Source organism: Burkholderia pseudomultivorans, assembly GCF_902499075.1.
In the GTDB taxonomy this organism is placed as follows: Bacteria; Pseudomonadota; Gammaproteobacteria; order Burkholderiales; family Burkholderiaceae; genus Burkholderia; species Burkholderia pseudomultivorans.
This window is the reverse complement of record NZ_CABVPP010000077.1, coordinates 15,166-28,056: the sequence shown is the minus strand read 5'-3', so window position 1 is coordinate 28,056 and position 12,891 is coordinate 15,166. Positions and strand designations below refer to the sequence as shown.

Below are 12,891 nucleotides of genomic sequence, written 5' to 3'. Positions count from 1 at the left end.
AACGGCCAATCGCATACGAAACCCTTTTAAACAGTGCCCCGGCCGTCAAAATGAGGCGCTTTTCAACAGCCTGCTAGGGCGGCCACCCGAAAACCGGACACCTTCACCGGCTGGCTCGGCGTTCTTCGTGAAGGCCGCACAGAAGGGTGCGCTATTGCTACGTACAAAGACACCTAATCCAGTTCTCACGCACAAACCACGCGCCGGTTTTCGTTCACGGCGTGCAAGGCAATGTGTCAGAAGAAGCATTCTTTCTTTCGCCGCCGCAGACGCAAAACACCGAGCGTCTCAGCCCTTTGCTGCGGAGGATGGCGAGAGTCCATTTGGGCGGATGCGAGACATCATTCCGCGTGACGTGCCGTTAGGTGAGGCGATGGCCTTGCTGGCCGGCCTACTAGTCAAGTGTATTGACGAGGAAGATCTACGCACCGCGCAAGAGCTGATGAAGCACGAGCTGTTCAACAGCCGCACTTTGGAAGGCGTCGTGCTCTACGCGCGGCGTAAAACCGAATCCGCATTGCTGGAACGAATCAATGCCTTGCATGAGCAGATTGCCGAGCGCGCCGAAGAGCGCGACATGTCACTCGCGCATCTTGCAATGCTCCAGGCTGAACAACGAGAACGGCAAGACCAAGCGAAGCGAGAAAGGCAAAAGGCGATCAAGCCGGCTCAGGCAGCCCGACTTGCCGGTGCGAAAAATTCAAAGATCATCGAAGAATTTAATCGACGTCGGCGCAATGGCGAAGACTTTCAGGGCCGTAACGTTTGTTCGGATATTGCGACCCGCTTCGGCGTCACAGCGGATCACGTGCGCAAATTGAAGCGGACTTGGCTTGCAGGGTGAATCGGCAAAACGCGATTGAGGTAACGACAGTCTTGTTTTGAGCGATGCCAAACGCGACTGTCGATACGTCGGTCGCGTTTCGTGCTTCACGCTCCCGGTTGTGTCGATGGTGACACAGCCATACTCAGGGAGCACAAATGTCTGCAAGCAACACATTCGCATCACAGGCCCCGGTCGGACTGCCGCTTGACGGCTTTTCGCGTTGGAGTGATCTGCGGCCCTTCATTCCGTTGTCCCGCGAGACGGTCCGACAGCGCGAGCTGGAAGGACGCTTCCCGCGTGCAAGTCGTTTGACGCAGCGCTGCACCGTCTGGTCGAATCGAGAGATTCACCGCTGGATGGCCAACCCGCTGACTTATCGCGTTGCCGATGTGGCATGCGAAGTGAAGGAGGGCGCGTGATGGCGAATAGCGTGAATGTGACGAGCGCGCGTGTGGCAGCGCGAGAAGCCAAACGAGACGCCGACACCGCATTCTACGAGAGCGAGTTGGAGCGTCAGCGCGAGCGGTTCGCCGACGCGCTCGGGCGCAGCGCTGACGAAGCCCGGCGCGAGGCAGCTTGCTGGATCGCGGCGGCGGCGACTGTGTTTGAACGTGATGCCGAACGCATGCCATCGCGTGCTAAGCGCGCGATCGAACTCCTCAAGCACGCGGTTTTCATGCTCGATCCGAAGGCCCCGGCATGACGTTGTTCCAAAGTCACTTTGCCGTGATGGAAGGCGCGGCATGTCGGCTGCGTGACGTCGCTGTCACTGGTCCGTCCCTTCAACGATTTGCGCATCGTGGCAGTGCGCAGTATCCTGTGCATGTCGCTGAGACAACAGCGGCCCGGATTGGCGTCCGGAATCTGAAAACGGCGGACGACCGCCATCTGGCGGTATTTTTTCGTCCGCGCGTCAACGCACGCCTTCAATGGTCGGGCCTTGGCGGGGGTGCCTTCGGGCACGCCGGTTTCCGTTTTCGCCGGTACGCCAACTCCGCCTTGTGCCCGGCCACCCCAATTGGCGTTGGGGGCCGGGTTCGTACCCACGAAAACGGAGGTCGCACCCAATGCGCCAGCCCTCGCACGCCCGTACCGGGCAGCAATCCCACCTCATTCGATCCATCGTCCGCGCAGCGCTGCGCGATGCGGCAACCGCCAGCACGTATCAAGACGCGCTCGATGCGACCGGCGCGGCACTGGCAGCGATCGCGGCGCTCGTTCGTGCGGAGGTGCGCCATGGCTGACCTGCGCTGCAAGATTGGCGATCTGGCGATCGTCACGAAATGCGATGCTCGCTCGCGTATCGGCATGCTGGTTGAGGTGGCATCGGCTCGCCCGACGCCCGACCACGATTGGCGCGTGCGGATCTTGGGTGGCCCTGTCTCGGGGCGTAGCGTCTCCGGTCGCCGGTCTGGCGACTTCACGCATGCAGCCGTCTATGACTGGAACCTCACGCCGATTCGCGGCGAAGCGGAGCTGGATTGCGCGGTCGATGTCCGGCAACTCCTCGCATCGATTCTGGAGGTGCGCCATGTCTAAATACCGCCTGCCGAACGAAGTCACGATGATCGCCATGTGTGCGGCCCATCAGTTCGCTCAGCTCGAAGCCCTGTTCGATGCTGTCCGTTCGCATCTTGCGGAGGGCACCTACGAGCGCGCGCTCGTCGACATGGGGCAAAGCGTTGCGAGCCGGTATTCGGCCGAAATGCACCGTACCGCGCAGCCGGAGGTGTGCCATGACTGATCAGCGTTTGCGAACCGCGGTTATCAATGGATTCGACAATGCGCCGCCGCTCGATACCGGCGCACCGATCGAGCTGCAATTCGCCGTCGACCTGGGCGCGATCTGCGCCGACGCATGGCTCGACCTGAAAGGCGACGTGCGGCTGCACGACTACGCGGCGCATCAAGCCGCTGCGTTCGCGCGCGGCATGGAAGCCGCCATGCAGGACGCGGGCGACGTCGACGCGCACCGCGTGACGATCAGCCGTCAAGCATTCGCGGCCGGCCTGATGGGGCGCGTGCAACAGCATCTGTTCGCGGCGCTCGGCCTCGTCACGCGCGAACCGCGCACAACGCACTGAGGGACGGCCATGGCAAAGACGAACAAGAATGCCGTGCAACCGCTCGCGTCGCACTTCGTGGCCGAGGTGAATCGCCCCGATCACAACCGCATCGGCACGCGGATCAGCGATGCCATGGAACTGCTGGACAGCCTGCATTGGGCGGCCGACAAGGCCATGTCCGATGACGACTACTGGCTTGTGCTGAGCCTGTTCCGCGCGTCCCTGCCGTCGATCGGCGCGGCGCTGGAGGCGGCCAACGACGCCCTTGGCGAGTCGCGGCTCGGCCGCTACGTCTACAGCAACGACGTCACGGCCGGCGGGGCCGTTCTGTCGGTGCCTCGCGCGGCCGGCTGACGCTGCGCCGCTAGGCATCGCCACATCATTCAATTCTTCGCGCGTCGGGTAGCTGCTTGCCCGATATGGACTACTAATCGGGAGTCGACCGACGCGCGTCCAGTGGGAACCTATGAGTAACGCACCCATGTCCGAATTCGAGCGGGCGAGAGTCGCGCTCGGCTATGTTCCGCCCGACGACCGCGACACGTGGAGTCAGGTGGGGATGGCGCTCAAGGCCGAGTTTGGCGAGGAGGGCTTCGCCCTCTGGAACGAATGGAGCCAAGGCGCGCAGAACTACAACGGCAAGGACGCGCGCGATGTGTGGAAGTCGTTCAAGGGCGGCAAGATCACCATCAACACGCTGTTTCACCTCGCCAAGCTCGGCGGCTTCGATCCGCGCGCGCATCGGGCGAAGCCGGTCGATCCAGCGGAGCGCGAGCGGCAGAAGGCCGAGCGCGCGGCCCGCGAAGCGGCCGAGCTGGCCGAACTGACCGAGAAGCAGCAAGCCGCGTCGGCGCTCGCCGAATCGATCTGGTCGGCGGCCGAGCCCGCGCCGGCCGATCACCCCTATCTCGTTCGCAAGCGCATCCCGGTCGACGCGCTGCGCGTCTATCGCGGCGGCTTGTGCATCGGCACGGCCGCATGCGACGGCGCGCTCGTCATTCCGGCCCGTGACGCGGACGGCAAGCTGTGGACGCTGGAGTTCGTCCTGACGGACGGCCAGAAACGCTATCTGCCGAACGGCCGTAAGGCTGGCTGCTTCTCGCTGATCGGCGGCCCGCTATCTTCCGCGCCGTCCACGCTGCTGATTGGCGAGGGTTACGCCACGTGCGCGACGCTCGCGGCCGCGACGGGCTATCCGGCCGCTGTCGCGTTCGACGCCGGCAACCTGCATGCGGTCGCGACGGTGCTGCGTGGCCAGTATCCGGACGCCCGTATCGTCGTTTGCGCCGATGACGACCACACGACGAAGGGCAATCCGGGCGTGACGAAGGCCCGCGCGGCGGCCGAGGCCGTCGCCGGCATCGTGGCCGTGCCCGACTTCGGCTCGAATCGTCCAGCGGCCGGCACCGACTTCAACGACCTGGCTGCGCACGTCGGCCCGGATGCGGTGGCCGCCGCCGTGCGCTCTGCGCTCGCGCCGACCGGCTCGGCGGATGCCGGCAAGGGCAAGCCCGCTCCAGCCGCCGCGAAGCCCACCAAGCGCCCCAAAACGGCCCGCGCGCAGGACGGCAAGTCGCGGTTCGTGGTCGACGACAAGGGCGTGTGGTTTCACGGCTTCAACAATCAGGGCGATCCGCTGCCGCCGCATTGGGTCAGCACGCGAATCGACGTGATTGCCGAGACGCGAAACGAGATGAACAGCGAGTGGGGCTACCTGCTCGAATTCACGGATCGCGACGGCATCCTGAAACGATGGGCGGTGCCGGCCGGCCTCTTTGCCGGCGACGGTACGGAACTGCGCCGCATGCTGCTCGACATGGGCGTGAAGCTCGGCGTCACGCAGATCGCCCGCACGCAGATCGCGAACTATGTGCAGATGGCGCAGCCGGACGAGCGCGTGCGCTGCGTGCCGCGCGTTGGCTGGCATCACGGCGCGTTCGTGCTGCCCGATCGCGTGATCGGCACCGGCAAAGAGGCGTTGATCTATCAGGCCGACACGCCGATCCAGAGTCAGTTCAAGGAGCGCGGCACGCTGGACGACTGGCAACGCGAGGTTGCGGCCTACTGCGTCGGCAATAGCCGGCTGCTGTTCTGCATCGCTACCGCCTTCGCTGGTCCGCTGCTGCACTTCTCCGGGCTTCAGTCGGGCGGCTTTCACTTGCTCGGCACGACGTCCAAGGGCAAATCGACGGGCGGCGTCATCGCCGCGTCCGTGTTCGGCTCGCCGGACTACGTGCGGAGCTGGAAGGCGACCGACAACGCGCTCGAAGCCGTCGCCACGCAGCATAGCGACGCGCTGCTGATCCTCGATGAAATCGGGCAGGTCGAGCCGCGCTTGGTCGGCGATGTGATCTACATGCTCGCGAACGAGTCCGGCAAGGCCCGCGCGTCGCGTAGCGGCTCGGCAAAGCCGGTTCTCACGTGGCGGCTGCTGTTCCTGTCGAACGGCGAAAAGAGCGTGTCCGCGCTGATGGCCGAGGGCAACAAGCCCATGAAAGGCGGTATCGAGGTGCGCTTGCCCGCGATCCCGGCCGAGGTCGGCGAAATGGGCGTCGTGGAGAAGCTGCACGGCTTCCCGACGCCGGCCGCGTTGATCGAGCATCTTGAGCGGCACGCAGGCATGCACTACGGCACGGCCGGCCCCGCGTTCATCGAGTGGGCGTCGTCGCAGGCCGGCGAGCTGGCCGAGCATCTGCGCGTGCGCGTCGACGAGCTGGTCGGGCAATGGGTGCCGGACGGATCGCATTCGCAGGTTGCCCGCGTCGCTAAGCGGTTCTGCCTCGTTGCGGTGGCCGGCGAGCTGGCCACGGCGCACGGGCTGACCGGCTGGCCGCAGGGCGAAGCGGTCGAGGCCGCGCGTCGTTGCTTCGAAGGCTGGCTCGAACTGCGCGGCGGCACTGGCAACTCGGACGAGGCGGAAGCCGTGCGGCAGGTACAGCATTTCCTCGCCGCGCACGGCGACAACCGTTTCGTGTGGATGAACCGGGCGCAGGACGACCATCGTCCGAACGTGCCGCATCGAGCGGGCTTCAAGCAGCACGTGAAGCGCGACGAGCGGCGCACGCCCATCGCCTCCGATCGCGAGTATTACGCCGAGTTCGGCGGCAAGATGAGCGCCGACGATGCCGAAAGCGTCGAGACGGAATACCTGATCGAGGCGGCCGTGTTTCGCAAGGACGTGTGCGCCGGCTTCGATCACAAGATCGTCGCCAAGGCACTGATGAAGCGAGGCGTGCTGATGCCGCGTAGCGACGGCTATCCGTACCGGCAGGAATACATCCCCGGTCACGGCAAGTTCATGGTCTACCGCGTGCTGCCGTCCATCTTCACGCTTGAGCTGTGAAAGACGCCGCCGCCGTCCGGGAGGGCGGTGGCGGGCATTCCTTTGCGCGGCATTTTTGGCCCGTGCGCCAAAGTTACTTTGAGCAATCCGCTCCAGACGGAACCGGGCCGGCGATTGCCGCGAATCTTGCTGTATCCGTAACAATCCAGCCCGGTTTATCTCCAGTATCTCCAGCGCTCTCCAAATCGTTTGGAGACACGCGAAGCCTTATCCCGCAAGGCTTTGCGGCCGATTCAGGCGTTTATCTCCAAATCTCCAACTCGTTTTGCACTGAGCGGACAGACGTCGACCGACTCCATCAACCTCGAAACCAAGCGGGGCGCGGCTCTCCGGGATTTGATGGGCATCAGAGACGTACTTTCGAGGGGGGTCCGCGATGCGCCCCGATCGGGCATTGTTGCGCCCGTCGTAAGTGTCGGGGCGGGCGGAAAGCGGGGGACCCTGCGTCTAGGGCAAACACGCGGGGGCTCACACCCGCGTGTTTTTCCTACTCCCGGCGCGCCTAAGGGGGGTCATATTCATACCGACGTGCAGGGGACCGACAGTGCGATGCCAACCCTGAGAAATCGGTGGGAGGTGCGCAGCAAGGGGGGCATAACCACGTGGGGAACATCGAAATCGATGCCGTCTGTCGGCTGACCTGGGCTATGTGAGCTTTCGATGGTGCCGGCCGACGTCGCCCCAAGTGCCGCAACAGAGATTCAAAGCGGGTATTCGGGGCGATGTGGCTGTCCACGTTCGGCGAGTCGGGGCTGATGAATGGCGCATCTTCGAGGGTTATTCGCTCAGGAGATATTTTTCCTCTATCTTTTCTCTATAGGCGGCATGAAGGGTTATCAAATATTGCTGCCCAATGGGGGTTATTTCATACTTAATTTTTATGTTTGGCTCTGTATTTTTGTCGAAAAATCCCTTCCCTTCGTGCACAAGGCGAATGCTTCGCTTGCAAATGTGATGATTAACCAAAACGTCACCAATTCGATCTTCGAGAAAATGGTCGTTATGGTACCCGTGCATGAGGTGGAAAATATCCACAATGTACATTGATTTCGTGATGCGAATTTGATCGGCCAATATTGGGCGGTCTATTCGCCCATCAATGAACCTCCTGAACGCAGCGCCGAGGATTTTTGTCTTTTGTTCTGATTCTGAGCTTTCTATAGTTTCGATGAGACTTTCGAGAAAATGCGGCTCGTCAGGGGAGGAGGATATTTGTCTTATCTTCTCTAAATTATCTTCGGACATTTCCCCGGCGCCATCGAGGAAGCCTCTAAAATTCTTCTTAAATCTTTCCTCTTTGTAACGTCGATAGGTTTTGCTTAATCCTACGATGGTCGAGGCGATTGGGATATTGTCTAGTGCGCCGACATTTATGGCTGCCTTGATAAAGCAATCGATGAATTCATTGATGGGAAGCTCTTTTGTGGCTTCGGCTATTTCGTGTCCTTTCCCGATTATTTTCATTTTCTGATCCAAGTTTTATTTTTTGCTCTGATTAAATTAAGGTGTCGCTGGGTTTGCAGCATGTGACACTCTCAGCTACTACAGTGTATTGGAATGGACTGAGAAGTGTACGTTGCTAACTCAAGAGCGACCGCCGATCTCTGTATAGCTACGTCGGCTCTGAAGCACTGGCTGACGGGCTCTGTTCAGTTGGCGACCAATCACCGGGAGTCGTCAAATAACTGTACTGCACCCCGCCGTCGCTGGCAGCGAGGGCGGGGGCGATGTTGACTTGCTATCGCGCCGACGCGATACGGACGACCTCTGCTCCCGCCTTGAGGCGATCGAGATGATCGCCCCATGCCTGCATCATTCGCCTGCGCTCCGGCAGATATTCGGCGTGAACGTATGCGGCCGTCACCTGATTGCGTTCGGCGTGCGCCATCTGGCGCTCCACAACGTCCCTGCCGAAGCCGAGTTCTCGCAGAGCCGTAGCGGCCAGTCCGCGAAACCCGTGCCCCGTCATCCGCGATTTGTAGCCCATGCGATAGAGCGCATAGAGCATGGTGTTGTTCGAAATGTGGCTCCGGCCTTGCACGCTGTAGAACACGAATCTATGGTGGCCATTGAGCGCGCGGAGTTGGGCGAGTACGTCGAGTGCCTGCCGCGATAGCGGCACGATGTGCGGGTCGCGCATCTTCATGCGTTCAGGTGGAACGCGCCATTCTGCGGCGGCCTCGTCAAACTCCGACCACTCTGCACGAATCATTTCCGTTGTCCGCACGAAGGTCAGCGCCATCAGGCGGAGCGCGAGCCGGGTGACTAGGTCGCCTTGGTAAGCGTCGATGTCACGCATGAGCTGCGGAATCTCCGTCGCCTTGACGCGTGCCATGTGCTGTACGCCCGGACCTTTCTTCAAGACCGTCTGCGCATCGATGTCGGCCGCCGGATTCCTGGAGCATCGCCCGGTCATGATTCCGTACTGGAAGACCGCGCGAGAGCGCTGGAGGATCCGCTTCGCCGTTTCACGCACGCCGCGCGCCTCGACCTCGCGCACGATGCTGAGCATCTGTGGCGAATCGATCTCCATGATCGGGCGAGGGCCGATCTTCGGGAACACGTCGACCTCAAGCGAGTTAAGCACCTTCTCCGCGTAGCCGTCGGTCCAGCCCGGACGCTGCGAGTCGAACCATTCGCGGGCTACCGCTTCGAACGAGTTTGCTGCCGCAATTTCGGCGGCCCGTTTCGCGTCCTTCTTCGCCTCGCCCGGATCGATGCCGGCCGCGATCTGCTCGCGGGCCTCGTCGCGCTTCTTCCGTGCCGTCGCGAGCGTGACGGCCGGATAGACGCCGAGGGCGAGCGTCTTCTGCTTGCCAAGGAAGCGGTAGGACAACCGCCAGTACTTCGCGCCGTTCGGTTGGACGAGCAAGAACATCCCGCTGCCGTCCGTCAGTTTGTATGGTGCCGCGCTGGCCTTCGCGTTCCGTACCTGTATGTCAGTGAGAGGCATTGTTGGTATCAGTGTTGTTGGTATCTGCTGATACCAACAAAAATACCAACACTTTCTCCGGCTGTCACTGAGCAACGTTGGGTAACGATGGGCGCGAGAAGGCCGCCAGATGGCCTTGAGCGGGGAATTTCTTGTGAATCTTGGGGGAGGTTTGGGGCTTGGCTGGTCCCCCCGACAGGAATCGAACCTGTATCTAGCGCTTAGGAGGCGCTTGTTCTATCCATTGAACTACGGGGAGAGCCATGTCCGTTGCCTTGCGCGCGAACGCGTCAGCCGGACGGCGATGTGGACAGCGCCGCAGAGTATAGCAAACGCGCGGCGCATCGGCTGACGGAATGCACGCCAACGCGACGCGCATTCCCCGCAGCCGCCTGCCGCGATCAGAAATCGACGACGACGAAATCTTCCTTGCCCACGTCGCACAGCGGGCAGCGCCAGTCGGCGGGAATGTCGGCGAAGCGCGTGCCGGGCGCGATGCCCTCGTCGGGCAGCCCTTCCGCTTCGTTGTAGACCCACCCGCAAATCAGGCAGACCCAGCTCTGGTATTCGGTGACTTCGCTCATGTCGCGTTCAGATGATGAAAGATCGGTGATGCCGTCCGCGCCGCAGCCGGCGGACGAAAGGCGCAATAGTACCGGAATTTCGCCGATCTCTGCCGCAACGTCGTTTTAAACGTGCGCATCGCGAACAATGCCCGTTCGGCACGCGTCGTCGCGCGCGGCGGGCATGCAGTGTATGCTTCGTGGGCCTGTCAATCTGAAGGAGAAAACGATGCTCAACAGAAAGTGGATCGCGGGTGCGATATGTGTCGCAGCGCTGGCCGTGTCGACCGTCGCACGCGCCGAAGCGCGCGTGTTCTTCGTCGAGCCGAAGGACGGCGCGACGGTGTCGAGCCCCGTGCACGTGAAGTTCGGCCTCGAAGGGATGGACCTCAAGCCGGCCGGCGACATGACGCCGGATACGGGCCACCATCACCTGCTGATCGACGGCAAGCCGCTGCCGAAAGGCGACGTGATCCCGGCGACCGACCATTCGCTGCATTTCGGCAAGGGCCAGACCGAAACCGACGTGAAACTGCCGCCGGGCCAGCACACGCTGACGCTGCAGTTCGGCGACGGTGCGCATCGCTCGTACGGCCCCGAAATGAGCTCGACGATTACGGTCAACGTGAAGTAACCGCGTTTTCCCGTGTGCCGGCGCGATCCGCACGCGCACACGGGGAATCGGCCGGCCGCCCCGCGGGCGGCTGTCGCCGTTCGGCCAGGGTAGCGCGCGAACCGCGCCAGCAACGCACGTTCCCGCCGATCTCGACCGCCCGGCGAGGCCGCCCGCCCGCCGCGCTTTCGACCTCCGCCGTCCCGCGCAGCCCCGCTGCCGCCACCAACACACGCCACTAGTCCATCCGGCCATACCGTTACCGGCGTCCGCCACCGGTACAATGGGCGCTTCCGATTTCTTCTCTTCGCCGTCTCCCCATGTCGCTTTATTCCATTACCGGCGCGCAACTCGCGTTCGGTCACGTCGCATTGCTCGATCATGCGGACTTCTCGCTGGAGGCCGGCGAGCGCGTCGGCCTGATCGGCCGCAACGGCGCGGGCAAGTCGTCGCTGCTGAAGATCGTCGCGGGGCTCGCGAAACCCGACGACGGGCTCGTCACGCGCCAGCAGGAACTGGTGACCGTCTACGTGCCGCAGGAGCCCGAATTCGAGCACGGCGCGACCGTGTTCGATGCGGTCGCGTCGGGGCTCACGCATACGCGCGAACTGCTCGACGAATACGAGTCGATCGCGCACCGCCTCGCGGAGACGCCGGAAGGCGCCGAGCACGACGCGCTGCTCGCGCGCATGAACGCGCTGCAGTCGTCGCTCGACGCGCACGACGCATGGAACTGGCGCACGCGCGTGTCGATGACGCTCGCGCAGATCGGCCTGCCGGACGTCGATGCGCGCGTCGAAGCGCTGTCGGGCGGGATGCAGAAGCGCGTCGCGCTGGCGCGTGCGCTGGTGCTTCAGCCGGATGTCCTGCTGCTCGACGAGCCGACCAACCACCTCGATTTCGACGGTATCCGCTGGCTCGAAGAACTGCTGGTCGCGCAGCGCGCGGGCCTGCTGTTCATCACCCACGATCGCGCGTTCCTCGACCGCGTCGCGACGCGCATCGTCGAACTCGACCGCGGCCGCCTGCTGTCGTACCCGGGCAATTTCTCCGCGTACCAGACGCGCAAAGCGCAGCAGCTGGAAGTCGAGCGCGTCGAGAACGAGAAGTTCGACAAGCTGCTCGCCCAGGAAGAAGTGTGGATCCGCAAGGGCGTCGAGGCGCGCCGCACGCGCAGCGTCGGCCGCATCGCGCGGCTCGAGCAGATGCGCCGCGAGCGCGCCGAGCGCCGCAACACGCAGGGCAACGTGAAACTCGACGTCGCGCAGGGCGAGAAGTCGGGCAAGATCGTCGCGGAGCTGACCGACGTGACGAAGCGCTACGGCGGCCGCACGATCGTCGACCGCTTCTCGGCGACGGTCATGCGCGGCGACAAGATCGGCTTCGTCGGCCCGAACGGCGCGGGCAAGACCACGCTGCTGAAGCTGATCCTCGGCGACCTGCAGCCCGACGAAGGCACGGTGCGCACCGGCACGAACCTGCAGGTCGCGTATTTCGACCAGATGCGCGCACAGCTCGACCAGGAGAAGAGCCTCGCGGATACCATCAGCCCCGGCAGCGAATGGGTCGAGATCGGCGGCGTGCGCAAGCACGTGATGAGCTATCTCGGCGACTTCCTGTTCGCGCCCGAGCGCGCGCGTTCGCCGGTGAAGTCGCTGTCGGGCGGCGAGCGCAACCGGCTGCTGCTCGCACGCCTGTTCGCGCGCCCGGCCAACGTGCTGGTGCTCGACGAACCGACCAACGACCTCGACATCCCGACGCTCGAACTGCTCGAGGAACTGCTGACCGACTACGACGGCACGGTGCTGCTCGTCAGCCACGACCGCGCGTTCCTCGACAACGTCGCGACGTCGGTGATCGCGTCCGAGGGCGACGGCAAGTGGCGCGAATATGTCGGCGGCTTCACCGACTGGCAGATCCAGAGCGAACGCTCGCAGCAGCTCGCGCAGCAGGAAGCCGCGAAGCGCGCGGTGAAGGAAGCCGTGCCGGTCAAGGAGGAAGCGGCGAAGGGCGCGGCGGGCCGCAATACGCAGCGCACGGTGAAGCTGTCGTTTAACGAGCAGCGCGAACTCGATGCGCTGCCGGAGAAGATCGCCGCGCTTGAGGAAGAACAGAAAACGATCGGCGCGCAACTCGAGGACGGTTCGATCTTCGCGAAGGATCCGCAGGAAGGCACGCGCCTGACCGAGCGGTTCGCGGCGATCGACGACGAACTGCTCGCCGCGCTCGAACGCTGGGAAACGCTCGAGGCGAAGCGCAAGCCGGCGTGACGCGCGGGCCGCGCCGGCGCCGATGCCGGCGGTCGCCCGCGCGGTGCGAGCGTACGGCTGCCGGCCCCGCCGCGACAATCTTGCGAGGGCGCGCCACGCGGAACCAGTAAAATACCGCGCGTCCCGGGCCGCGCAGCGCACGCCGCGCGCCCGCTTTCGGAGCAGTCCAAGCACACTGTTGTTTCGATTCGCTTTTTTACGGAACTCAACGTTTTGTCCACGACGTTATCCACACGAGGTGTGGACAACGTCCCGATGAATGACGAAATTCAGCGCCT

General features: G+C 63.4%; 14 protein-coding genes and 1 tRNA gene. 11 read left to right on the top strand and 4 right to left on the bottom strand.

Going from position 1 to position 12,891, the window contains the following annotated elements:
* Window positions 1-331: 331 nt before the first annotated feature.
* The 9 genes from BST28156_RS35140 to BST28156_RS31420 all read left to right on the top strand — a co-directional run bounded on the left by BST28156_RS35140 (window position 332) and on the right by BST28156_RS31420 (window position 6,235).
* Window positions 332-844, top strand: a complete 513-nt coding sequence (locus tag BST28156_RS35140) for a DNA-binding protein (RefSeq protein ID WP_174904277.1) — start codon at window positions 332-334, stop codon at window positions 842-844.
* Window positions 845-981: 137 nt separating this feature from the next.
* Entirely contained in the window at window positions 982-1,245 is a 264-nt protein-coding gene (locus BST28156_RS31455; protein ID WP_174904276.1) for a helix-turn-helix transcriptional regulator, read from the top strand.
* A complete protein-coding gene (locus BST28156_RS31450) occupies window positions 1,245-1,529 on the top strand; it encodes a hypothetical protein (RefSeq protein ID WP_050856985.1) in 285 nt (94 codons plus the stop codon). Before BST28156_RS31455 ends, BST28156_RS31450 begins: the two co-directional genes overlap by 1 nt.
* A 364-nt stretch (window positions 1,530-1,893) precedes the next feature.
* Window positions 1,894-2,070: a hypothetical protein gene (locus BST28156_RS31445; protein ID WP_038801779.1), complete on the top strand. Its 177-nt coding sequence runs from the start codon at window positions 1,894-1,896 to the stop codon at window positions 2,068-2,070.
* Complete coding sequence (locus BST28156_RS31440; protein ID WP_174904275.1) at window positions 2,063-2,365, top strand: hypothetical protein; 303 nt, start codon at window positions 2,063-2,065, stop codon at window positions 2,363-2,365. The genes BST28156_RS31445 and BST28156_RS31440 overlap by 8 nt, the downstream gene beginning before the upstream one ends.
* The gene (locus BST28156_RS31435; RefSeq protein WP_174904274.1) at window positions 2,358-2,570 is read left to right on the top strand and encodes a hypothetical protein; all 213 of its coding nucleotides are present in this window, start codon (window positions 2,358-2,360) and stop codon (window positions 2,568-2,570) included. Before BST28156_RS31440 ends, BST28156_RS31435 begins: the two co-directional genes overlap by 8 nt.
* On the top strand, window positions 2,563-2,910 hold the full coding sequence (locus BST28156_RS31430; protein WP_174904273.1) for a hypothetical protein: 348 nt from the start codon (window positions 2,563-2,565) through the stop codon (window positions 2,908-2,910). Before BST28156_RS31435 ends, BST28156_RS31430 begins: the two co-directional genes overlap by 8 nt.
* 9 nt (window positions 2,911-2,919) lie before the next feature.
* The gene (locus BST28156_RS31425) at window positions 2,920-3,246 is read left to right on the top strand and encodes a hypothetical protein (RefSeq protein ID WP_011545897.1); all 327 of its coding nucleotides are present in this window, start codon (window positions 2,920-2,922) and stop codon (window positions 3,244-3,246) included.
* A gap of 127 nt (window positions 3,247-3,373) precedes the next feature.
* On the top strand, window positions 3,374-6,235 hold the full coding sequence (locus BST28156_RS31420; protein ID WP_174904272.1) for a DUF927 domain-containing protein: 2,862 nt from the start codon (window positions 3,374-3,376) through the stop codon (window positions 6,233-6,235).
* Between the two features lie 777 nt (window positions 6,236-7,012).
* Here BST28156_RS31420 and BST28156_RS31415 read toward each other — a convergent pair.
* The 4 genes from BST28156_RS31415 to BST28156_RS31400 all read right to left on the bottom strand — a co-directional run bounded on the left by BST28156_RS31415 (window position 7,013) and on the right by BST28156_RS31400 (window position 9,751).
* Window positions 7,013-7,711 carry a hypothetical protein gene (locus BST28156_RS31415; protein WP_174904271.1) on the bottom strand — a complete coding sequence of 233 codons (699 nt, stop codon included), beginning with the start codon at window positions 7,709-7,711 and terminating at the stop codon, window positions 7,013-7,015.
* 262 nt (window positions 7,712-7,973) lie between these two features.
* Window positions 7,974-9,188, bottom strand: a complete 1,215-nt coding sequence (locus BST28156_RS31410) for a tyrosine-type recombinase/integrase (RefSeq protein ID WP_174904270.1) — start codon at window positions 9,186-9,188, stop codon at window positions 7,974-7,976.
* Between the two features lie 163 nt (window positions 9,189-9,351).
* Window positions 9,352-9,426, bottom strand: a tRNA-Arg gene (locus BST28156_RS31405).
* Between the two features lie 142 nt (window positions 9,427-9,568).
* Window positions 9,569-9,751: a rubredoxin gene (locus BST28156_RS31400; protein ID WP_006398668.1), complete on the bottom strand. Its 183-nt coding sequence runs from the start codon at window positions 9,749-9,751 to the stop codon at window positions 9,569-9,571.
* A gap of 208 nt (window positions 9,752-9,959) precedes the next feature.
* Between BST28156_RS31400 and BST28156_RS31395 the strand changes: the two genes are divergently transcribed.
* Complete coding sequence (locus BST28156_RS31395) at window positions 9,960-10,364, top strand: DUF4399 domain-containing protein (RefSeq protein ID WP_060240904.1); 405 nt, start codon at window positions 9,960-9,962, stop codon at window positions 10,362-10,364.
* A 299-nt stretch (window positions 10,365-10,663) separates the two neighbouring features.
* Complete coding sequence (locus tag BST28156_RS31390; protein ID WP_174904269.1) at window positions 10,664-12,613, top strand: ATP-binding cassette domain-containing protein; 1,950 nt, start codon at window positions 10,664-10,666, stop codon at window positions 12,611-12,613.
* The last annotated feature ends 278 nt before the right edge of the window (window positions 12,614-12,891 follow it).